This is a genomic window from Zunongwangia sp. L-65 (assembly GCF_056859415.1).
In genome coordinates, this window is record NZ_JBSXOK010000045.1 from 80,377 (window position 1) to 103,115 (window position 22,739).

General features: G+C 36.6%; 19 protein-coding genes and 1 tRNA gene. 4 read left to right on the forward strand and 16 right to left on the reverse strand.

Annotated elements, in window-relative coordinates:
• Positions 1 to 175: 175 nt before the first annotated feature.
• Positions 176 to 850 carry an SCO family protein gene (locus AC13DP_RS05175; RefSeq protein WP_041578495.1) on the reverse strand — a complete coding sequence of 225 codons (675 nt, stop codon included), beginning with the start codon at positions 848 to 850 and terminating at the stop codon, positions 176 to 178.
• 152 nt (positions 851 to 1,002) lie between these two features.
• Between AC13DP_RS05175 and rseP the strand changes: the two genes are divergently transcribed.
• On the forward strand, positions 1,003 to 2,322 hold the full coding sequence (rseP, locus tag AC13DP_RS05180) for an RIP metalloprotease RseP (protein WP_013069763.1): 1,320 nt from the start codon (positions 1,003 to 1,005) through the stop codon (positions 2,320 to 2,322).
• A 111-nt stretch (positions 2,323 to 2,433) separates the two neighbouring features.
• On the opposite strand, the gene AC13DP_RS05185 is transcribed toward rseP, so the two are convergent.
• The 6 genes from AC13DP_RS05185 to AC13DP_RS05210 form a co-directional block, all read right to left on the reverse strand.
• Positions 2,434 to 3,351 carry a glycerophosphodiester phosphodiesterase family protein gene (locus AC13DP_RS05185; RefSeq protein ID WP_347405776.1) on the reverse strand — a complete coding sequence of 306 codons (918 nt, stop codon included), beginning with the start codon at positions 3,349 to 3,351 and terminating at the stop codon, positions 2,434 to 2,436.
• A 244-nt stretch (positions 3,352 to 3,595) separates the two neighbouring features.
• Positions 3,596 to 5,170, reverse strand: a complete 1,575-nt coding sequence (locus AC13DP_RS05190; protein WP_347405775.1) for a calcineurin-like phosphoesterase C-terminal domain-containing protein — start codon at positions 5,168 to 5,170, stop codon at positions 3,596 to 3,598.
• Between the two features lie 27 nt (positions 5,171 to 5,197).
• The gene (locus tag AC13DP_RS05195) at positions 5,198 to 6,646 is read right to left on the reverse strand and encodes a SusD/RagB family nutrient-binding outer membrane lipoprotein (protein WP_483067410.1); all 1,449 of its coding nucleotides are present in this window, start codon (positions 6,644 to 6,646) and stop codon (positions 5,198 to 5,200) included.
• A gap of 13 nt (positions 6,647 to 6,659) precedes the next feature.
• On the reverse strand, positions 6,660 to 10,103 hold the full coding sequence (locus tag AC13DP_RS05200) for a SusC/RagA family TonB-linked outer membrane protein (protein ID WP_347405773.1): 3,444 nt from the start codon (positions 10,101 to 10,103) through the stop codon (positions 6,660 to 6,662).
• Positions 10,104 to 10,187: 84 nt separating this feature from the next.
• The gene (locus AC13DP_RS05205; protein ID WP_347405772.1) at positions 10,188 to 11,120 is read right to left on the reverse strand and encodes a FecR family protein; all 933 of its coding nucleotides are present in this window, start codon (positions 11,118 to 11,120) and stop codon (positions 10,188 to 10,190) included.
• Between the two features lie 166 nt (positions 11,121 to 11,286).
• Positions 11,287 to 11,871, reverse strand: a complete 585-nt coding sequence (locus AC13DP_RS05210; RefSeq protein WP_013069769.1) for an RNA polymerase sigma-70 factor — start codon at positions 11,869 to 11,871, stop codon at positions 11,287 to 11,289.
• 313 nt (positions 11,872 to 12,184) lie between these two features.
• On the opposite strand from AC13DP_RS05210, the gene AC13DP_RS05215 reads away from it, so the two are divergent.
• Positions 12,185 to 12,823, forward strand: coding sequence for a 2OG-Fe(II) oxygenase (locus AC13DP_RS05215; protein ID WP_013069770.1), 639 nt, complete (start codon positions 12,185 to 12,187; stop codon positions 12,821 to 12,823).
• A gap of 182 nt (positions 12,824 to 13,005) precedes the next feature.
• Here the strand turns inward: AC13DP_RS05215 and AC13DP_RS05220 are convergent, their stop codons facing one another.
• From AC13DP_RS05220 to AC13DP_RS05235, 4 genes are all read right to left on the reverse strand, one after another.
• Positions 13,006 to 13,134, reverse strand: coding sequence for a hypothetical protein (locus AC13DP_RS05220; protein WP_013069771.1), 129 nt, complete (start codon positions 13,132 to 13,134; stop codon positions 13,006 to 13,008).
• A 331-nt stretch (positions 13,135 to 13,465) separates the two neighbouring features.
• The gene (locus AC13DP_RS05225) at positions 13,466 to 13,915 is read right to left on the reverse strand and encodes a GNAT family N-acetyltransferase (protein WP_347405771.1); all 450 of its coding nucleotides are present in this window, start codon (positions 13,913 to 13,915) and stop codon (positions 13,466 to 13,468) included.
• Between the two features lie 113 nt (positions 13,916 to 14,028).
• The gene (locus AC13DP_RS05230) at positions 14,029 to 14,193 is read right to left on the reverse strand and encodes a FeoB-associated Cys-rich membrane protein (protein WP_013069774.1); all 165 of its coding nucleotides are present in this window, start codon (positions 14,191 to 14,193) and stop codon (positions 14,029 to 14,031) included.
• Positions 14,194 to 14,196: 3 nt separating this feature from the next.
• A complete protein-coding gene (locus AC13DP_RS05235; protein WP_228250813.1) occupies positions 14,197 to 14,964 on the reverse strand; it encodes an enoyl-CoA hydratase/isomerase family protein in 768 nt (255 codons plus the stop codon).
• A gap of 123 nt (positions 14,965 to 15,087) precedes the next feature.
• Between AC13DP_RS05235 and AC13DP_RS05240 the strand changes: the two genes are divergently transcribed.
• Positions 15,088 to 16,311, forward strand: a complete 1,224-nt coding sequence (locus AC13DP_RS05240; RefSeq protein WP_347405770.1) for a GAF domain-containing sensor histidine kinase — start codon at positions 15,088 to 15,090, stop codon at positions 16,309 to 16,311.
• Here the strand turns inward: AC13DP_RS05240 and AC13DP_RS05245 are convergent.
• Complete coding sequence (locus tag AC13DP_RS05245) at positions 16,308 to 17,648, reverse strand: MATE family efflux transporter (protein ID WP_347405769.1); 1,341 nt, start codon at positions 17,646 to 17,648, stop codon at positions 16,308 to 16,310. The two genes, AC13DP_RS05240 and AC13DP_RS05245, sit on opposite strands and share 4 nt — an antisense overlap.
• Positions 17,649 to 17,672: 24 nt before the next feature.
• Positions 17,673 to 18,176, reverse strand: coding sequence for a GNAT family N-acetyltransferase (locus tag AC13DP_RS05250; protein WP_041578502.1), 504 nt, complete (start codon positions 18,174 to 18,176; stop codon positions 17,673 to 17,675).
• A gap of 57 nt (positions 18,177 to 18,233) precedes the next feature.
• Between AC13DP_RS05250 and AC13DP_RS05255 the strand changes: the two genes are divergently transcribed.
• A tRNA-Ala gene (locus AC13DP_RS05255) sits at positions 18,234 to 18,307 on the forward strand.
• Between the two features lie 28 nt (positions 18,308 to 18,335).
• On the opposite strand, the gene AC13DP_RS05260 is transcribed toward AC13DP_RS05255, so the two are convergent.
• The 3 genes from AC13DP_RS05260 to AC13DP_RS05270 all read right to left on the reverse strand — a co-directional run bounded on the left by AC13DP_RS05260 (position 18,336) and on the right by AC13DP_RS05270 (position 22,725).
• Positions 18,336 to 18,911: a DUF4468 domain-containing protein gene (locus tag AC13DP_RS05260; RefSeq protein ID WP_013069780.1), complete on the reverse strand. Its 576-nt coding sequence runs from the start codon at positions 18,909 to 18,911 to the stop codon at positions 18,336 to 18,338.
• Positions 18,912 to 19,077: 166 nt separating this feature from the next.
• Positions 19,078 to 19,977 (reverse strand): alpha/beta hydrolase family protein, encoded by a 900-nt coding sequence (locus AC13DP_RS05265; RefSeq protein WP_013069781.1) that lies wholly within the window; start codon positions 19,975 to 19,977, stop codon positions 19,078 to 19,080.
• A gap of 6 nt (positions 19,978 to 19,983) precedes the next feature.
• Complete coding sequence (locus AC13DP_RS05270) at positions 19,984 to 22,725, reverse strand: PD-(D/E)XK nuclease family protein (RefSeq protein ID WP_013069782.1); 2,742 nt, start codon at positions 22,723 to 22,725, stop codon at positions 19,984 to 19,986.
• Between the last annotated feature and the right edge of the window lie 14 nt (positions 22,726 to 22,739).

The following is a 22,739-nucleotide window of genomic DNA, read 5'->3' on the forward strand; positions in this document are numbered from 1 at the left end:
TTTAGATTGATTTTAAACAACGCAAAAATAGTGGAATTTAACCAAGTACAAAAGTTTAGGCGTTAAAATATAGGCTTTTACTGGATAATCGAGATTATATGCTTTTGTTTCGCTTGGATAGCTATCAGATTCAGGAAGTAAAAAATAATTCTCTAATAAAGGCTTAATGCGCTATTTACTCCTGATATTCTTTTTTAAGGATTTTAAGGTCCTCCATAAGCTCTTCGATAGCTTCAGGATTGGTGCCGTCATAAAAACCCCGTATCTGTCTGTTTTTATCGATCAGTACAAAATTTTCAGTATGTACCATATCGTATTTTCCGCCGTCACCTTCGCTTTTTGCCGCCAGATAGGATTTTCTTGCCAGATCGTAGATTTGCTTTTTGTCCCCGGTAACAAGATTCCATTTGCTATCGATAACCCCTTTTTCTTCGGCGTAACGTTTCAATTGCGCTACGGTATCAATTCTTGGCATCACCGTGTGAGACAGTAATAGCACCTCTGGATCGTCTTTTATTCTTTCCTGAATTTTCACCATGTGATCGGTCATAATGGGACAAATCGTCATGCAGGTGGTAAAGAAGAAATCGGCAATATAAATTTTATCCTTATAATCAGCATTGGTAATGGTATCCCCGTTTTGGTTTACCAGTTTAAAATCTTTAATCCGGTGATATTTTCTTACATATTGCATTGTAGTATCTACCAGCTCACTGTTGACCATATCGGGCTGGTAGATCGTAAGTTTTTCTTCAGGCTTTAGAAGGCTGTAGATGGACCACATAATCATCATACAAAGAATCCCAAAGGTGATTATGAAAATTTTATATCTGGAAAGAAATTTACGCATAGCAAATTTTTATGCAAAATTACGGTCTGGCGGTTAATTAGCCACATGAAAGTGCTAAAATTTTGGCAGGATAAATGCTAGATAACTTTCAAACTTTTCTAGGTCTTATTAAAAGACTACTTTTGTGCGATTTAAAAATTGAATATTAGCGAATGGATCCATTTATAGTAAAAGCAATTCAGCTACTTCTTAGTTTGTCATTGCTTATTGTGTTGCATGAGTTTGGACATTTTATACCTGCAAAATTATTTAAAACCCGAGTTGAAAAATTTTTCCTCTTCTTCGATGTAAAGTTTGCGCTTTTTAAGAAGAAAATAGGAGATACCGTGTATGGTATTGGCTGGCTTCCTTTAGGAGGTTACGTAAAGATCTCTGGAATGATCGATGAGAGCATGGATAAAGAGCAAATGGCGCAACCACCACAAGAATGGGAATTTAGAAGCAAGCCGGCATGGCAGCGTTTAATTATCATGTTAGGTGGGGTAACGGTAAACCTGGTATTGGGATTCTTGCTTTTTATGATGATCTTATTTGTTTGGGGAACCAATTATGTTGGACCAGATGAAATGCCGGAAGGCTTTGCTGTAGTCGATGAGTTTAAAGAATTTGGTTTTGAGGATGGAGACCGTGTATTAAAAGTAAATGGGGAAGAGCTTCAAAATAGTTTAGATATTAACCGCAAGTTATTTATGCGCGATGTAAATACGGTAACAGTATTGCATCAAAACGGAGCTGAGGAAACCATCAATATTCCTGAAAATATTGGCGAGCAAATGTTCGAAGACGGAATAATGCAGCCATTTATTCCTATCCAGCGACCAATTTTAGATAGTGTAGCGGCTAAAACTGCCGCTGATGTTGCCGGACTTCAAAAAGGGGATAGTATCATTTCGATCAACGATCAGGAAATTGGTTACTGGCACGAAATGACAAAAAATACCAGAGCAAACAAAAACAAAGAAATGGAAATTGTTTTTAAGCGCGATGGTGAAATTAAAAGTGTAATGGCAACTCCAGATGAAGATGGTATTTTAGGAGTAACGCCAAGAAGAGATTTTGAGGTGAAAACCCAGCAATATAGTTTTGCAGAAAGCATCTCTGAAGGTTTTAAAGATGGCTACTGGACGCTTAGAGATTATGTATATCAATTCAAATATGTGTTCACTAAAAAAGGCGCTACGCAGGTTGGTGGTTTTGGTGCTATAGGTGGAATGTTCCCAGATGCATGGAACTGGCAGGCCTTTTGGCATACCACCGCTTTAATTTCTATCATATTAGCATTTATGAATATTTTGCCCATTCCTGCTTTGGACGGTGGGCATGTGATGTTTTTACTTTACGAAATGATTACCGGTAGAAAGCCAAACGAGAAATTTATGGAATATGCCCAGATGGTAGGGTTCTTTATCCTGATCGCTCTGGTGCTTTATGCAAATGGAAACGATATTTATCGGGCGATATTCGATAAATAAGAGCTAGCATATTTTGAAAAAAGCAAAACCCGAAATTTCATAATTTCGGGTTTTGCTTTTGCGGTTATTAGCGAATTATTGAAAGCTGATAACTGTGAGCTATAAGTTTTTCTACTCTATTGCTCTTTCAGGATAGTCAGTAATAATACCATCGACCTTCATCGTTTTTACCTTGTCAATATCAGCTTGTTCATTAACGGTCCACGGAATTACTTTCATGCCGCTTTGCTTAATTTCAGTCACTTTTTCCTGATCTAATAATTTATAATAGGGACTATAAATTTGTGGAGTAAAGCTGATTTTTTTCATATTCTCTTCAAATTCTCCACTTCCTACAAGATAAGCTAAAAGAACATCAGGATAAGCTTGGTGCATTTCTTCTAAAATAGCAACGTCAAAAGATTGAATATTGATTTTGGGAATAATCCCTTTTTCTTCTAAAACCTGCATCACGACCTGTACAAATTCAGCTGGTTTTGGTTGAGATTTTTCGTATTCGGAGGGATCAGATTTAATTTCAATGTTATAGTGTACAGGATCTAAATTGTTGGATGCTATATAGTTTTCTATGCTATCGATCACCTCGCTAAGCAAAGGTTTATAGGTTTTAGATCTCTTTTGTTCGGGGAAAGCGGTATTGCCTTTACTCCCAATGTCAAATTTTTTAATGCTATCGTAAGTCATCGTAAAAAGATTATAGTCTTTTTCCTGCTGTTTGGATATGGTATCGCCAGCCGGAGTTAAAACATAAGCTGAAGACATAAACGACTCGTGGCTTACCACTACTTTTCCGTCTTTGGACATAACCACGTCCATTTCTACTACATCAACACCTTTATCGATTGCTGCAATAAACCCGGGAATACTATTTTCAGGGGAATGTCCGCGTTCGCCACGATGCCCCTGTACTTCTATTTTTGATGTCTCCGTAGGGATTTTTTCTTCGGCAGCGTTTTTACCTTTGTTGTTCTCCTTACAACTTAGGATGGCCAGTGCCATCAAAAGAAGGCTAATTTTAACGATTTTCATGGTTTTATGATTTTGAAAAAAATTGAGCGAATGATCTCAAGACAAGCTCATCAGATATATATTCGAAAATTAATTTTTATTTCAGCCATTCCTATACCCATGGTTATGGGGATCCAGAACATTCAATCTCGGTTATCGACTAAGATTTTAAATATAAAGCTTTGATTTCTAGAAATAAATTTTTGTACCGATTAAAAAGTCCGCCGACGGGATGAAATGACGACGGACTCCAACAAACTAAAAATCAAATTGCTTCTTCTAACCGGTAGGAGGACTTAGAAGTGTAGGTTTTCCCAAACATATCTATCGCTTTAACCTCTATGCTATGCTTTCCGGTGTCTAAATTAGTAGGGATATTTCCAAGCCATAAATGTGTGCTTTTTACAGGATTAGAAGAACGCCTTCCCGGCATTAATTCTTCGGTAAGATCCCATTCGTTTACCAAAAATTCATAAGAAGGGTCTGTACGTTCAGTATATTGCATGGGGTGCCATTCGCCCCCGTCAATTCGGTATAAAACTTTATCTCCTTGGGTACCCATAAAGAAGTTTACAAAAATGCCGGCCTGTGTTCTTCGACCTTTGGCTACTACTTTTGGCGCGAAAACTTTCATTTGATAGTTCTCATTTTCACCGGCGACCTTATAATTGATTTTATACGAGTTTCCATCAAAATGGATAAACGCATAACCTTTTGGTGTACCATCTCTCATTACTGAAATAGGAATACCTTCTTTATTAAGCTTGCCTGAGTACCAGTCTCCAGATGTAGTACCTACATTGTATTCGTGATGAGGCTTGTCCCGATTAAAGCCTTCGTCTTTTCCAAAGAAATCCTGGCGTTGTATATGGGTATGGGCAGAAAGTGATAAGGTGTGCGGGAATTCGCTTAGAATTGAAAATAAACGTTCGCGATCTTCATCTCTAAAAGTATTATTGTCTTCTGGTTCAAAAAGCGGAATGTGCCAGGCTAAAACAACCAAATGATCTTTAGGAACATAGTTAAGGTCATTTTCTATAAAATCCAGCTGATCTTTTCTAAACCCACCAAGATAACCTTTCATATCCCGAGGATCTGGATATAAAATATCATCCATTACAATAAAATGAACTTTACCATAATTGAAGGCATAATTTGCCGGTCCAAAATGAGCCTCGTAAGTCTCGTCGGAAAGCTGATCTTCTGTCGCATCAAAATTCATGTCGTGATTGCCCATAAGGTTATACCACGGGATACCAACTTTTTTAACCGCTTTAATGTAAGGGCTAAAAAGATCGAGGTCGTTGCCCACCAAGTCCCCAAGGCTTAAACCAAAGGGCACGTCTTTGATTCCTTCGACTTCCGTGACAATCCCTTTGGTGAAATATTCAATTTCTTCTAAATTGTAAGGTTGCGGATCTCCAAAAATAAGTGCGGTAAACGTTTCTTTTTCTTCAGTGGGAATTAAACCAAAATCTATAGATTTTGGTAGTTTTCCGGTAGGTTTTACACCGGCAAATTCAGATTTAGGTGAGCCATTGGGTTTATGAATATAATAGAATTCTGGAAGGTTATTTTCGTTGATTTTTGGTACATAACCGGAAGGTTTGATCACAAAAATAATATTATCATCACCTACAGGAATTTCATATTTACCATTGGTATCGGTTACTACCACTTGCTGACTATTAGATACCGATACATTAGCAATTCCCGATTCATTCCGATCTTTTTTGCCGTTTTCATTTTGATCTTCAAAAACATATCCTGTTGCCATTTGCTGGGCAAAACCAGATACACCCAGGAGGAAGATGGCTGTAGCTAAAATTGTTCTTTTCATAGTATAAATGTTTGGTATTTAACTTGTTTATTGATCCCACCACACTTTTGTATTGATGTCATCGCTACCACCAAGTAATTCTACTCCCTGTGCATAACCCTTAGGGTTTTCAATAGCAAGATCTGTAGGATAATAGAATCTTGAAGGCATTACCCCATCATTAAACATAGCTTCTGTTGTTGGTAGTTCTGGGAAACCTGTTCTTCGATATTCAAACCATTGCTGATAATCAGTAAAATAAAGAGCATAGTATTTTTGAAGCAAAATACGTTCTAAAGTTCCGTTATATGCGGCTTCGGAATTTTCAAAATAATTTGTGGGAATTTCTTCTACTTCTAATTGTTCCATAGCGGCAATAACTCCGTTTTCATAGTGAGTTGCAGCATCTTCATTTATAAAGCCACGTTGCGCCAATTCAGCTTTAATAAATTCTACTTCAGCATATGTGAGAAAGAATATCTGCATGGGATTGGTGACCTGTTCAATATTAAAGGTGGAAGCGTTATAAGTAAATTGGGATTCTGGTCCATCGTAAGCACTTGGAATACCTTTGTAGCCTATATTGATAGTGTTTTGGTTTTCATCGGTCTGTGTTGCCATGGTAGCGATAACAGGTCTTCTAGGATCTTCCCAAGTGTTCAGGTTATCGATAAAAAATGAAGCTATTTTTACACTGAGCCTAAAATCCTGTGGCCTGCCCCATGGGCTTACGTTGGGCTCTACGCCGGTCACTTGTAAAATAGCAGATTCTTCGGTGCTTTCAAAAACCGGATAGGTATCAGGATTATTCACCATATCCGCTAATTGCTGAAAAGAATTTGGCTGGCGATTAGAAATTCTTAGTAATAATCGCATGTGTAAAGAATTAGTGAATTTTTGCCAGCGTTCTACATTATTCTGGAAAAGTATATCCTGCAGATATACCATATCTCTGGTGGTATCATAAAGGGCATTTGCCGTTTCAAGATCTGCTAAGATCTTTGTATAGATGTCTTCCTGAGTATCAAATTCGGGATAAAGAATCCCTTCTTCGGCCATTACGGCCTGGGTCATTGGTACCGGTCCAAACAGATCTGTAAGGTTGGCATACACCATAGCGTTTAATGTAAGGGCGATGGCCTCGTAGTTTACATCATCATTAATAATGGCTGCAGCTTTCATCTCCTGGATGTTTTTTAACCATCTGTAATAATTACTCCAGGAAGAATTCCCTATTCCCATGCTCACATCATAACGGTGTAAGCCACCCGAAACGCTTGGATAAGGAAGGGAAACCTGCATAAGGTCGAAAGTTATGGCGTTGGCACGTCCGGCATTATGGCTTGCTAAACTGTAAATAATAGGGTTTAGTAAGGTCGCCGGACTAATTTCTTCAATCCTGTTAGGATCTGAGTTTGTTTCTTCGAAATCGCTGGTACAGGCTGTAAATGTTATTACAGCTAGTATAATTAGCAAATTTGATGTTATCTTGTTCATCATTTTTCTATGATTATAAGCTTAGTTTTAAATTAACTCCGTAGGTCGCTGGCGAAGGCATTTGTCCTATTTCTACACCGGGCATAATTCGGTTCCCGTTAAGAGCAGCGGTTTCAGGATCATAAATAGGGAAGTCGGTTAGCATAGCAACATTTCTTCCGAAAGCAGAAAGGGACAGTGATTGGATCCCGGTGTTATTTAACCATTTTGCCGGGAATCTATATTGAAGGTTTATTTCACGCAATTTTAAGTAAGAAGCTTCAAAAGAATTCGACTCCACATTTGCTCTACGGTAATATCTATTGTACCATTCCTGTACGGCAACTTCAGTAGTATTAGGAGAATAAGAACCATCTGCATTCAGTACCACTCCGTCGCCAACGATACTCATATTATCCCTGCCTTCATAAGTAAACTTAAGTTTTCCCTGTTGGGTAAGTTTATGATGTGTCTGGGAATAAATGATTCCGCCATACTGCCCATCTAATGTGAAGCTAAAATCAAAATTGCCCAGGGTAATCTGGTTGTATAAACCTGCTCTCCAATCGGGCATAGCGTCCCCAACGTATCGAATGTCGCCAGACTCCGGATATGCAGGTAAACCTTTACTGTCGTATACGATTTGCCCCTCAGGAGATCGTACAAATTTATAACCGTAAATGGCGGTAGGAGAACCACCAACCTTAGCAATTAAAGAAGCTTGGCCTCCCTGATCGATTATATATTGATTTTCAATATTATCTGGAAGGTTAAAAACTTCGCCTTCGTTTTTAGACCAGGTAAGGGTAGAGGACCATTTAAGTTTATCGTTATTTATAATTTTTCCTGTTAAGGTGAGTTCAATACCTCGGTTTCTTACTTTTCCCGCATTTAGAATAGCTGAACTGTAACCTGTATCCCAATTTAGCGGGACAGCGATAATTTGATTTTCAGTAGAAATCTGGTAAACCGTAGCATCAAGACTAATACGATTGTTTAAGAATCTGGCTTCAAAACCAGTTTCATAACTCGTAGAAATTTCAGGTTTAAAATCGCGATTATATAAGGTTGTTGGTACGGTTGCCGAACTGGGGAAATTATTTTGACTATAATATTTTCTGGTTTGGTATGGACTGGTATCATTACCTACCTGAGCATATGAGAATCGATATTTTAAATATTCAATTCCTTTTCCAGAGAAATTAAAAATGTCTGATAAAATAAAACTTGTATTTGCTGAAGGATAAAAGAACGACCAGTTTTCTTTTGGTAAGGTGCTGGACCAATCGTTCCTTCCCGTAATATCAAGAAAAATCTGATCTTTATAGGACCATGTCATTAAACCATATAAACTGTTAACTTCTTTGTTTTGATCTGAAGTGTATAGTGAAGGTGCATTTTTACCATTTGAAAGTTTATAAACATCTGGCACAACCAGACCCGTAACCGATGCGTTATTTAATCTTCTTTTTTCAGTTCTGTTGTTTCCTCCAATACTGGCAGACAGGCTAAAGTCTTTAAATTTGTTTTCATAACTAAGCAGAAAGTCATTATTGATTTCCTGTTTAAAAACATCCTGAGTTTGGTAATATCCTTCGGCGTACCTGTTAATACTATACGGTCTTTTTTGTTCTCTTTCCTGGTTGTAAGTATTTATAGCTGTTCTAAGCATTAAGTTGAAATGCGGAGCAAGCTTTATATTGGCATTTAAATTTCCAACAATTTGATGACTGTTAAGGGTATTCAGTGATTTGTAAGCTATTAGGTAAGGGTTATCGATATACGAGCTAAATGGTTGTATTTGCTGTATGTTTTCCTGCCCCTCCTGCCATATTGGTCGATACCAATCCAGATCTACATTTGGATTCTGGAAAATCATAAAGTAAGCGATAGAACCATTGTTGTATCCCGTGCTGGGTAAATTATCACTCCATTGATTGTTGTAGTTTACCACGGCGCCCAAACTAATTTTTTCTGAAATGTTATATTTAGAGTTTAGGGAAGCGGTTACTCTTTCGTATCCGGTATTAGGCATTATCCACTCATTTTTTGTGTGGGCTAAAGAGGCCCTCATCGAACCATCCTTACCACCGCCCTGGATAGCAATATTATTTTGAGTGGTGACCCCGGTTTGCCAAAAGTCTTTTCTATTGTCTTTATAAGGTCGCCATTCTTGTCTTTCTAAAGATTGTCCTTGTACCAAGGGATCGTATTGGAAAAATTCCTGATCATTAAATTCAGGACCCCAGGCACTGCTGGTACCTCCCGTGCTACTGCCATCTTCAGAACTTCCGTAAGAATAATAAAGTTCCCCATCGGCATTGGTGTAATTGTTTCCCTGGCCGTAACGATATTGGTAATCCGGCCATCTTTGAATACGATCAAAAGAAGTAATTGAATTAATGGTGATCCCTAATCCCTTACTTTTTTTACCGGATTTGGTGGTAATCATTAGAACCCCATTCGCCGCACGACTACCATATAAGGCGGCGGCACCAGGTCCTTTTAAAACAGAAACACTTTCGATATCATCAAAATTGAGGTTTGAGATTCCGTTACCGTAATCAATAGGAGAATCTTCTCCCATATAAGCACTGCCGGATCCTGAAGTGGTCATTTCGGTATTTATGGGAACACCATCTACTACGATAAGTGCGTAATTTCCGTTGAGATCAAAAGAGCTATTTCCTCTTAATGTGATTTGTTGAGAGTTAATGGGGCCAGAACCTGAAGAGCTAATGTTCATCCCCGCAACTTTTCCTTTTAAACCAGAGCTCCAGTTGGTAGGGGCAGTTTGGGATAAACTTTCACTATCTACAGTGGCTTGAGAGAAGCCTAATTGTTTTTCTTCCCTTTTAATTCCCAGGGCGGTTACGACCACCTCATTTAAGGCATTGGCATTTTCCTGGAGTATAATTTCTAATGGCTCATCAGTGCTTGTTGCTGTGATTTCCTGAGTTTTAAATCCCATAAAAGAAACTTCCAATATAGTTGGATTACTAGAAATACTGATGCTGAAATTTCCATCAAAATCTGTCGTAACGCCATTAGAAGTCCCTTTTTCGATAATCGTTGCTCCCGGCAATGGAAGCTTTTCGTCATCTAAAACCTTACCCCAAATTTTTTGCTGAGGTATCGCTTTTAGTACACTGATTGTTTTATTGATTTGCTGGAATTTTAATCCAGTTCGCGAACTAATCAATCCCAGAATAGTAGAAAGCCGTTGTTTTTTTCCCATGAAATTGAATTTTTCCTTTGATTTTGTTACAGTTTCATCAAAAACAAAGGTGAATTCGGTTTTAGATTCGATTTCAGAAAAAACATCAGCTAAATTGGCATTCCTAACTGATAGCTTAATTAAGATTTCATTGAAATTTTTATTGTTTGTAGAAGCAATAGCGCTTCCCGTAAGTAGCAGAAAACTTAATAATAGATAATAAGCACAAAGTTTTCTGAAAAATTGTAGTTTCGTATTCATTACAATTGGCTATAGATTATTTATTTGTAGTCGGTAACTTTTAGACCCACTACTGTGGCAGCAGGAGTGGGTTTTGTTTTTAGCTTATATGGGGTTCTTTCTTATAATTATTTGTTTTTTGTTGGTAGAATCGATTTTAAGATTCTTAATAAGTGCCAGACTTTTAAGAACATTAGAGAGTTTTTCGTCGTTAAATTTCCCAGTGATTTTCAATTGTTTTAAACTGTCGTCAGCAAATTGAATATTCACATCATACCAGTTTTCAATAATTTTAGCGGTATGTTCTAAACTGGTATTTTTTAGGATAATCATCTTCCTTGTCCAGGCATTAAAATCCCTGCTGTCTCCTTTACTTATTTTAGGTTTTCGATTTTCTTTAAAAGATGCCTGTTGATCTTTGGTAAGAATTACTTTGTACTCTGGGTTTTTTAAAGGTGTGACCTCTACTTTTCCGGTGTTTACACTTACCATGGGCACTTGATCTTTATAGCTTTTTATGTTAAAAGACGTTCCTAAAACGCGGGTTTCTAAATCTTTGCTCTTTATGGTAAAAGGATGTGATGTATCCCTGGCGACTTTAAAGAAAGCTTCTCCCTGCAGCTTGACAGTGCGCTCTTCAGTGAAATTATTTTCATAGGTGATGCTACTATTGCCGTTTAAAAAAATTACAGAGCCATCGTCCATTTTTATCTCCTTCTTTTCTCCTTTTTCAGCAATAATGGTGGTGTAATTATTGCTAAACATGCCTGTGAAAAATCCTAGCATCAATAAGGTAGTAAATCCAGCAGCAGCCATTGCCAGATATTTCTTTAGTGGAGTTCTTTTTCGTTTTATAGTCAGGTTTTGCTGAATATTATAAAATAACTTTTCTCTTTTTTCAGAAGAAATCGGCACCAATACATTTTTATTAGCTTCCTGCATTTTCGAAAAGAAAATATCCATAGCCAAACGTTCCTGGCTATTCACCTTTTTGTGTGTGTATTTTTCTGCTAACTTTTTAAATTCTTCTACTTTCAAGACTTAATTTTTATGTGATAGACTGGGTTATCATTTTTACTTATGTAATGTTTAAGGGTGAAAACGATCGTTTAGAATGCGTTTCTAAAAGGGAGTCACAAAAAATAAGGAGCACACGTAAGGAAAAAAGTAGTCTTAAACTTTTGTTAACGATAAAGGTGTTAGGTTAACCTTTAATAAACATTGTAGTAATAAGGAGGGAAATTTGGTAAGGATCGATATTGTTTTTTAGAAACTTCAGGGCATTGCTAATATGCGTTTCCACCGTTCTTGTAGAGAGATTTAATTTTGAAGCAATTTCAGTATTAGAAAGTTGTTCGTATCTACTTAATTTGAAAACTTCCCGACATTTGGGAGGTAGTTTTTCAATAAGTGTCTTTATTTGCTGTTCAAATTCTTCAAATTCGATGTTTTTAGAAGCCGTGGTTGGATAGGGAATTTGTAGTAAGATACTTTCATGAAGTTCTGTGAATTTTAGATCCCGGATATGATTGGCAATACGATATTTTACCGCCCTAAAAAGGTAGCCTTCTAAATGAACAATTTCTGTGTCTGCTAATTTTTCCCAAAGACTTATAAAAACTTCCTGTACGATATCTTCGCAAATAAGCTCATCCTGATAAATTTTATAGGCATAAGAGTAAAGACGTTTCCAGTATTTGTCGAAAATAGCCTGGAAAGCATCCGGATCTTTATCCTTAAACAAGCGATAAAGTGTAGCATCGGTTAGTTTAGAAATTTCCTTTTCCATTGGTTTGTAGGGTATAACAAATGAAAAACATTTCTGACTTTTAAGGAAGCGTATCTGGTTTAAGATTAGGTTAATTATTACGAGTTAAAAGTTTAAAAGTTTAAAAGTTAAAAGTGAAAAGTTTACAAGGGTGTCGTATATGGGGAATTACGTTATGCTTTTCTATTTCTTCAGCATGCAAAATAGTATCACTTATTTTAGATGCTTGTCTATTCTCTAATTTCCAACACTTAAGGGTGTTATTTTCTGCCAGCTTTCAGCTTTTGTATTTAAAAATAGACTAATTTTGCGCGATTTTTATAAAATATAGGCATTGAAAGAAGAACTTTTTGAGCAGCTGGATTTTACTGTAAATCAGCAGTACGAGCAAATTATAGACGATTTGTTGGAGAAGCAATATAGTATTGTTGACGATTTTTTTGATCCTCTAGAAATCCTGAAACTTAGAAGTTCGTTACTGCATAAATACGAAGAAGACAAGTTTAAAAAGTCGGCTATTGGTAACCGCACTAACGAACTTATCGAAAAAGCGATTCGCGGTGATTTTATTTTATGGATGAACGAAGCTGAAGCCGGAGAAACCGAAAAAATTTTCTTCCATAAAATCAATAATCTTATCGAATATTTAAACAGAACCTGTTTTATGGGTATTCTGCATAAAGAATTTCACTATGCCGTATATCCAAAGGGTACATTTTACAAGCGGCATTTAGATACTTTTCAAAATGATTCTCGTCGTAAACTTTCTATTGTAAGTTATTTAAACGATGAAAACTGGTTGAAAACAAATGGAGGAGAACTGGTGATTTATAAGGAAGATGGAAGCGAGGAGGTGATTTATCCATTGCCTGGAAGGGTTGTGATTTTCGAAAGTCAGATTCTGGAACACGAGGTAAAAGAAGTAAAAAATTCTGAGCGTTTAAGTATTACCGGTTGGTTGAAAACCCGGTAAGTTTAATCCCCTGAGACTTACCTCGAAATCAGAAAAAAGTTTTTTGGATTCATACCTGGAGGGTTTGCCCTAAGATTCTTGATTAGCAATTTTGTTAGTGGTGGCTTTTGCTACCCTCTTTTGCCAGTAACGAGCAAAAGGATTTCTAATGTATATCACTAACGCAAAAAGAATTAGGAGGGCTATTTTCTAAACTTTTTATACAAAACCAGGATAACTAGGATGATGGCTAAAATCATCCAAAAGCCATAGCCACTAAGAAAACTTAAAATTTCAAAAGTTTCTTCATTTTCAGGTAAGGTACTTTGCATTACTGTCTTTCTTTTTTACGGCGGTAATAATCAAATATCACTAATGCGGTTATGACAACAAAAATGAGCAGAAACCAAAAGTTGTCACTTAAAAAGTCGGAGAGCTCAAAACCATATTGCTGGGATTGAGTCGCAGGTTGATCTTTTGGTAGTTCAGGTTGTTGAAAAAAAGGCATGCTTTTTAATTTATCTAAAATTAGTAAATGCTGCGATTAATAAAGCCAAAGAAATTGTAAAGTTAGGTGTTAGTCTGTAGAAGTTTTATTTCTATGGGATTATTGCGCTTGAGGAGCTAATTTATTTAGAGTTTTGACTTTTATTTTTTTAAATATTATAGGTGCTTCTCAAAACAGATACTATCTTCTATACCATTATATTGACCATAGTTAGGAACTACTTTGTAATTACTTTTTTCGTATAATCTAATAGCTTCGGGCATTTTGTTGCCTGTTTCTAATATGCACTTGCTATAATTCATTTCTTTTGCCCAATTTTCAAGGTTTTTTAAAATGTGAACCGCTATTCCTTTACCGCGCATTTCAATAGGAACAAACATCCTTTTGATCTCCATGGTATCACTATCATATGCTTTGATAGCTCCACATCCAACAGGTTTATTGTCAATAGTTGCGATGATTACATTTTTAATCTGGTCTATTTTATTATACTGGGCAAAGAATTCGTTTGTTTCCCCATTTCTTGTAGACAGCTCCCCATCTAATTCAGAAACTAAATGTTGAAAATCTATTTCGCTAGAGCTAGTCCGTTTTATTTCAATCATTTTATTTTTTTCTCTTGAATTCGCGATAGGCAATAAGAACTACGAAGCAGAGAATGAGGAAAGGCAGAAGTACTATTAAAAAGTCATTGAACTGGACTCCTAGATCCATTTCATCAGCGTGCGTCACGGTGTAGTTTTTTCTTTTTAAAAATTCGGTAAACTAAAAAGGCAACGATAACAAAAAATGCAAATGGCATCATCATCGCAGCGATTTCTCCTGTAAATGCTCCCAGCATTTCTGCTTTATCACCCAAAGTGTCTAATGGTAAAACTTTCATATATTATTTTTTAAATTTAGCAAGTGCATTCCGGGTAAAGTCTGATAATACCAGTTCTCCGCTAATGGCAGCATTTTCCATGAGGATAGTCGACCAGTTTTCGGTGCCTTGCCATAACACACGTTTCATTTCGAGTAGGGCTTCAGGATTGTAAGATGCTAATTTTTCAGCAAAAATTCCAATTTCTTTATCTAAATCTTTAGTACTTTCAAAAACCCGGGCAAAAAGTCCTTTGTCTTTTGCCCAATATGCGGTTTTCCATTCGTGTGCGGCTAATGTAAGCTCGCCAAGGGCAGCAATCCCAATTTTACGTTCTATGGCTGGTGCGATCACAAAAGGCCCGATTCCAATACTTAGTTCTGAGAGTTTGATAGCAGCAGCTTCTGTAGCCATGGCATAATCGCAAGCAGCGATTAATCCAACGCCTCCTCCAACGGTTTTTCCCTGAATACGACCAATAATTAACTTCTTACAGGTTCGCATGGCGTTTAAAACTTTAGCAAAGCCAGAGAAAAAGACTTTACCCTGTTGCATGTTTTCAACAGCCATTAATTCGTCAAAAGAAGCGCCGGCACAAAATGCTTTTTCTCCTTCAGATTTCAGGAGGATTACTTTTACTTCTGGCTGATCGGAATATTCGCAAATAGCTTTTTCCAGTCGGTCTAAAAGTACACCGGGAAAACTATTACTGGCAGGATGTCCAAATTCAATAATCCCGATGTTATTTTCTATTGAGGTATATAAGCTTCCGTTCTCGCGTGTGGTGGTCATAATTCAAGTTTTATCAAATGTAAATAATCTTAAGAAAATGATAAGCGAAGACTTCGTTAATAAAAGAGTGCCTATATTGCTGATCAAGGTAATCAATTTTGTACCTTTCAGCGTTTTCAGAATATGGCAATAGATAAAAGTTTAGCTCTTAGAAAAGACATCGAAGATGTAAATGAAATTCCCGGAATTCATAAGTTACTTAATGTAATTAGCTGTTCCTCTAATATGCGGTTTGTTGCGATAGCAAGAGTTACCGAAGAGCGTTGGATTACTGCGGTTTCTAAGGATGATATTGAGTTTGGTTTAAGACCTGGAGATGAGTTAGCAGTAGAATCTACAATTTGTAACGAAATTAGGCAACATCACATTCCTGTGGTTATAGAGGATGTAGATCATAACACTATATTTTGTAATCATCATACTCCAAAACAGTATGGTTTTAAAAGTTATATTTCTTATCCTATTTTCCTGAAAGATGGTTCTTTCTTTGGGACCTTATGTGCGATCGATCCAAAACCTGCTAAAATAAATAACGACGGGGTTAGAGATATGTTTAAGTTGTATACAGATTTAATCTCTTATCATTTAGAAACTGTACAAAAGCTTGATCGTGCTAATAGAAAGATTAAGAAACAGGATGAGATAGCTGAACTTAGAGAAACTTTTGTTGCTATTTTAGGTCATGATCTTAGAAATCCCGTTGGCACTACCAGAATTTGTGCAGATATGCTTCTGAGTTCAAAGATACCCGAGGCTGCCAAAAAGCAGGCAGAGATCATCAAATCTACTTCTTACAGGATGCAGAGTTTAATCGATAATCTTTTAGATTTTGCCAAGGGAAATATAGGAGAGGGGATTAGTTTGAACCTAAGCGAAGATAAAAATAAGCTGGAAAAAGAGTTAGGAGAAGTGATTACGGAGTGTAAAATTATTAATGAGGATAGATTGATTGAAAGTGAAATAAGTTTACATCAAAAAGTAGATTGTGATACCACCAGAATGGCACAATTACTTTCCAATTTGTTAAATAATGCCATAAAACACAGCATATCTAAAAAGCCTGTGCTGGTTAAAATATCAAGTAGTTCCTCTCAGTTTTCGCTTTCGGTTATTAATCATGGGGAGACAATTCCTAAAAAGAATCAGCGCGAATTGTTTAAACCTTATTTTAAAAGTAAAGCCAAAAATAATGAAAATGGATTAGGTTTAGGACTTTATATCGCTTCAGAGATTGCTAAGGCGCATCATGGTAATTTAGGTGTTACATCTGAAGATGGCGTGACCAGCTTCAATTTTAGCATGCCAGTTGAGTCTAGCTTGGAATCAACAGGAACACTTTTAGGTTAAACTTCTTTATTTAAATATTTTCTTCGGAATTTAATAACGAGTCCGCTTGCCCTAATGAGCATCCAGACCAAAAAGGCTATCCAAATCGCGTACAATTTCAGGCCAAAATAATCTGAAATTAACAATGCCGGGGTAAAACCCAGAAAGGTAGCGACAAGTAATAAATTGCGTAGGTAAGCTGCTTCTCCCAGACCTTTAAATATGCCGTCGAACATAAAAGCGATCGCATTAATGGGTTGCATTAAAAGTACGATCCAAAAAGCCGAGGCAAAAAGCGCTAAAACCACTTCATCTTTATTAAATAAAATCCCGATTTGATTGTAGAAAATTCCGCAGATGGCCATTAATATCAAAGCGATCAATACTGCGTATTTGGAGATTTTTTTGCTTAATTCCCAAAGGTTTTTGTAATCTTTGGCACCTAATAATTTTCCTCCAATGGCATTGCCGGCATTAGCATAACCATCTATAAAAAAGCTAAAAAACAACCATATATTCATCAAAATACTTTGCGCGGCAATATAGTTTTCTCCATAGTCTGTTGCGTAGGCATTGGCCAGCATAATAGCGATATTTAGGGAAAGTGTCCTTAAAAAAAGATTCGCCGCCATGACCAAAAGGGGTTTAAATTCTGGATTAAGTTTTAAGCTTGGTTTAAGATGAAATGGTGTTTTTTTAAAGAAAAACCATAAGGCCATTATCAACATAGTAGTCTGGGCAGCAAGACTGGCATAGGCAGCACCCTCCAAATGCATCGCCGGGATATAGCCTTCTATACCATATACCAGCAGGTAATCGAGTAAAATATTTACTACCGCTCCGCTTAAGCTGCACTTCATGGCCCAGGAGGTGTTTTGTAAGCCTCTAAATACTCCAAAAATGGTGAAGGTAAGTAGCGTTAAGGGGAAACCAATAGCCCTAATTTGATAATAACTTACGGAATACTCCAAAATCAAACCTTTAGCATTGTAAGCACTAAATATAAATGTTGCCAATGGTGCGGTAATCCCGTAAATAAAGAGGCTAAGTAAAAGATTAAAAACGATGGTTTGCGGCACCAGGGTTTTTACAGCATGAAGACGGTTAGCTCCTAAATGTTGGGATACTTTTGCCGAAATAGCGGTTTTTGTCTGCGCTAAAATCCAGATTACGGCAGAAAGAAAAGAACCTACAATACCGGCAGCAGCTAGTGCTTCAACCGAGTTACTTTCTACATTGCCAATAACAGCAATATCGGTAAGTGAAATTAAAGGTTCTGCAATACCTGCGATTATCGCAGGTATTGCAATCCTATTAATGTTTTTGAAACTTACTGCAGAGGTATCCAATTTGGCCATATTGGTAAATATAGACAGGTTTTTTTAAAGAACTAGCTCGTAACAATGAAACGGATGTTCGCTTTTTACCGGGAAGAAAATATCCCCTAACCTTTGATAGCCTCTGGATTCGTAGAAGCGATGGTTTCTTTTGTTCTGGCTAAAGGTATCCAACCTTATAGATGTGTAATGGTGTTTTCTGGCAAACTCTTCAGCAAAGTCCATTAATTTTTTTCCATTTCCAAGCCCCCAAAAGCTTGGGTCTGTAGCCAGGCGATGGACATATAGATTGTTTTTATTTTCAGTGATCCAAGGTATAGGAAGGTACTCTTCATCCATTTCAGGTGTTAAAACGATGATACCCATAATCTCATTTTCGGTATTAACAAGCTTAAATAGTTCGTTTTTATCGATATCTGTAGCTAGTTTTTCTTTAGAAGGATAGTTCTCGTTCCACTGGTTAATCCCTTTATCTATCATGGCTTCGGCACAACGTTCGGTAAGACGTTTTATCTCGGAGAGGTCTTTTGGAAGGGCAGGTTTAATCATTCGGTTTAAAAAACTTTTTTATTTCAATAAAATTTATAAATTTGCTTCGGTCAAAATGGGGGATTAGCTCAGCTGGCTAGAGCGTTTGGCTGGCAGCCAAAAGGTCATCGGTTCGACTCCGATATTCTCCACAAAACCTCGCAATTTTTGCGAGGTTTTTTATTTCATATAGACTTTTAATCTTTCGACTAATCCGCGAATGTAGCTTTTTACAGCAGTTAGCATTTGATCATGATTTTGTAAGCCACGCTCGTAAATGCTTTTCATTTTCTTTTCATCATCCAGAATGGCCTGATTTTTAGCTTTTGCCTCACCACTTAGTCGGTCTACCGTTTCCTGCATTTCGCTTTTGAAAGCCTCAAAATCCGGAAAATTAATTTTAACCGGCGTCTGGGTTGGGCCGATATCGATATGACTTAACTGAATGCTAAGTTCGTTATCTTTAAAATTGCTTAAAATTCCGAAGTAAATATCCATGGGAATGCTGGCGCTTCCTTGTTTGATGTCAACTCCAGAAGTAATATCAACAATCATCTCGTTTTCGGTATTTTTAGACGCCTTAATATTAGATTGCTCAAATTCTGATAAGAGCCATTCATGGAGTTTTTCCTTAATTTCTTGAGTAGATTTACCATGAAGTTTAATGGTTTCTTCGTAATATAAATTGCCTTTCTCGTTAAACTGAGCTGATGTCTTTAAGCCCAGCAAAAGAAAGAATATTAAAAATCGATTCATTTTTTATAAGATTTGAGATCAAAGATAATTCCTATGCTAAAAGAAAAAAAGAAACCTCCTACATTCATTCAAGAATAAGGAGGTTCGATAAGTTGTTAAGAGGTTTAAAACTCTTTATGACTTTGGTAATTGGACATAGTAGCCCAATATTCATATATCTTTGATTTTAATTGTCATCATCATTATCACCATACTCATCAATCAGATCCTGAACTTCTGCAGCGATGAATGGGAACGTCCTGTCTAATAAATATTGAAATTTTTCTGGAAGGTCTTCTTTTTCCCAGGGATGAGAAGCTTCAAAAACATGATTGGCATTTTCTACCAATAGTAATTTTGAAATTGGGCTCCACTCAAACAATTCTCCAGAGCAGGAAATTGAAACGGTCGTATCATTACTGCCGTGTGCAATTAAATGAGGGATTTCCAGTTTTTTAGTGGCATTTTTGACATTTAGGCGCTCTTTGTTTTCCTTATAGTTTTTATAAAACTGGTAATGGTGAGGCAATTGTTGTTTTGTGCGTGTATTTACGATGTATTGCACACCTTTCTTTTCCCATTTTTCAAGGTCTTTCCCGGTGGGGAATTTCGCGCCAAGGTCTGTAGGTGCTGCAAAAGTAACCAATCGGGTGATACGCTTTTCATTGGCTGCTTTAATAATGGCTATAGCGCCGCCGCGAGAATGCCCAATAAGGTTAATATGGCTAACATCTATTTGTATAGCATCTGGAAAATCTGGAACTAAAAGCCAATCGATTACTGATTGTAGATCGTCTAGTTCTATGCTATAATTGTTATCGCCAAAAGCTTCGATGTCTAAAAATTCTGTAGGATTTTCTGGGGTGGTACCATTATGTGAAAAATTAAATTTCACAAAAAAATAGCCTTTTTCAGCAAAAGTTTCGGCCATTTTATCCCAGGCTCCCCAGTCTTTAAAACCTTTATAACCATGACAAAAAATAACTACGGGTTTTGGTTTTTGATCGTCCTGGAAAAACAAATCGCAAAGTATTGGTTTATTATGTTTTCCTTCAATTTGAATGTTCTTCTTTCTAGTAATCTCCATAAGCTTTTAAATCTCTTTTTCGGTGAATGGAATCGCCGGATTGCAAATTTCAGTAATTAATTTTTCTAATTGGTCTTCGTAAGCTAAAAAAGTGTCTTCGTTTATTGAGAAATCTTTGGAGCCACCTCGCGGTTTCTCTCGCTTGGCAAATTTTAGGAGACCGGCTTTCAGGTTTTTAAAAGATATTATTCCTCCTTCTAGAGGTAACGGAATATTTTCTTCGTTTTTCATCATGGTAGCATAGGCAAGTACCTGAAAACTCTTGCTATACTTATCGTAATCTGTAGTAATGTTTTCCCAATCTACAATTTCTATTTTACTTTGTTCTACCTTTCCCGTTTTATAGTCAATAATTCTGGTGATACCGTTACAATTTTCTACACGATCTACTTTCCCTCTTATATATACAGGAAAATCCAGTGAAGAAATATTGATTTTCGATTTTAAATTTTTTTCAATTTTTTCAATTCTTATCGCTTCCCCTTTTTTTAAACGATCGTTTTCCAGGTCCAAGAAATTGGAGAGATAACGTTTAGCGATTTCAAAAATCAGGTAGTTTTTTCCCTGTAAGATGGGTGATTTTGTGTAAGATTTATAAAACTGTGTGCTCACCTCCTGGTCGATACGTTTTCTGAAATCCAGAATATGGATTTCTTTTAGTAACTCTCCTTCCAGTGGTTTATAAAATACTTCCAAGCTATCATGTATCACTGTTCCCAGGGTATTATAAGCTACAGTTTCTTCAACTTCTTCTTCCTCTTTTACGCCAAGTACATATTGATAGTAAAAATCAAGCGGGTTCCTGATATAACTGGTTAATGCTGAGGGTGAAAACCCATAATTTGCCAGATCTTTTAATTTCTCAATCATGGCCGGAGTTTTCCCAATTACTTTTAATTCGTTATTCACCTTGGGTACTTTTGGTGAAACGGTATTGATTTTTAAAAGGTGGTTAGGTTGTTTTTCAATTTCCAGTTGGGTTAAAAACCTGCTTTTTTCTCCGGAATTTAGTCCGCCACTCTCGGTATTATACAGTAAGGTCACCTTTGTGGCGCGCTGCAAAAGTCGGTAAAAGTGATAGGTATAAACCGCATCCTTTTCCCGATAAGTCGGGAGGTTATAGGACTTTTTAAGATCGTAAGGAATAAACGAGTTATTGGATTTTCCCGAAGGTAAGGTGCCTTCATTTACTGATGTAATGATGACGTTTTCAAAGTCCAGCGCTCTGGATTCTAACATACCCATAAGTTGTAGACCTTTAAATGGGCGTCCCTGAAAATCCAGACTTTGCGTGCTCATAATCTCATTATAAAAATTGCGGAGTGCAGTTAAGCTATTTATATGAGGATAGGTCGTATTTAAAGTTTGAAGCTGATTAAAGAGTTTATGAAAATGATATAAAAATTCCAGTTGTAGTTTGCCTGCCTTTTCTTGCGTTAAGCTATCTTTTATGCTGAAAACGATATTCTGGAAATGCAGGATAGCTTTTTTGGCAGAATTCTCCCAGCTTTTAAAACACCAACTGATAAACTCCTGTAGCGTTGCCGGAAAGTTAGCTTCGATTTCTTCATACTTCAGATATACGGTATTCTCTTTATTTATTTTCTGAATAAATTTTGAAGCATAGGGTTTTAATATTTGATGCAGTGAGGGATGATTTATAATGGCAATAACATTTTTATAGTAATAGCTGGAACCCGATTTGGTGTGTAAATCGAATAAGGAATTAAATAATGAGGTTACCGGAGCATTTTTTAGCGGAAATCCCATCGTAATGTTTAAATCTTTTACATTAGGAGGTAAACTATTTAAAATAGGGAGCAGCAAACTTTCGTCGCCTAAAACAATAGCAGTTTTCTCTAATTCGGCTTCACTTTTATTGGCTAATAGTTCTGCCAGATATTTGGCCTGCCCTATATTTTTAGGGATTCCGGTAATCGAAATGTCTTTTGCTTCACGGTATTCTTCAATTTCGGGATGAAAAGGGTTTTCTTTATAAAATGGCCAGTCTTTTAAATATTCTCTTATAAATAACGAAGCTTCGTGATGATAATCCTTTAGGAAGACATTGTCGATATCCCAAAAAACCTTTGCTAAATTTTGCTGTAATAATTCCTGAAAAATAACCTGCTCTGCTGAATTTAAAGCGTTAAAACCTAAGAATACATATTCTTGATTTGAATTTTTCGAAGCGTATACTGCTACTTTCGAAGCAGCCGAACGATAAATGAGACCTTGATATCCCTGCTCTTTTTCAAAAAGATTTTCTTTTAAGACAGAATAATATTGCGGTAACTGATCCCAGAACTTCAGGTAATTTTCGATAAGTTCGGTGCGATGCTGCTTAGACCAGTGGTTGATATCCTGAATATCGGCCAGATAGTTAAAAAACTTTTCAGCATCGATTAAATAACGGTCAATTTCATTAAAATCATGAATCAAACTTTGCGCCCAGGCTAAAAAAGTTTCAAAACTTTCTAATTCTTCCTTTGGAGTAAGTTTTTGATAAACCTCGTAGAATTCGAAAAGAGTGGTCGTATTATCAATAGATTTTAAACCAGAGACCTCTTCTGTAAACTCTTCTATACTATAAATTTTAGGGGCAAAAATAGTGGAAGAAGTAAGTTGGCTAAGTTCATTCAGTAAAAAAGCACCTGCTCTTTTACTAGGTAAAATAAAGACCAAATCTGAGATTGGAGTATCTTCTTTTTGCAGTTGCTCCAGTACCTGGCGAATAAATGATTTCATAGTATAAAAATAAA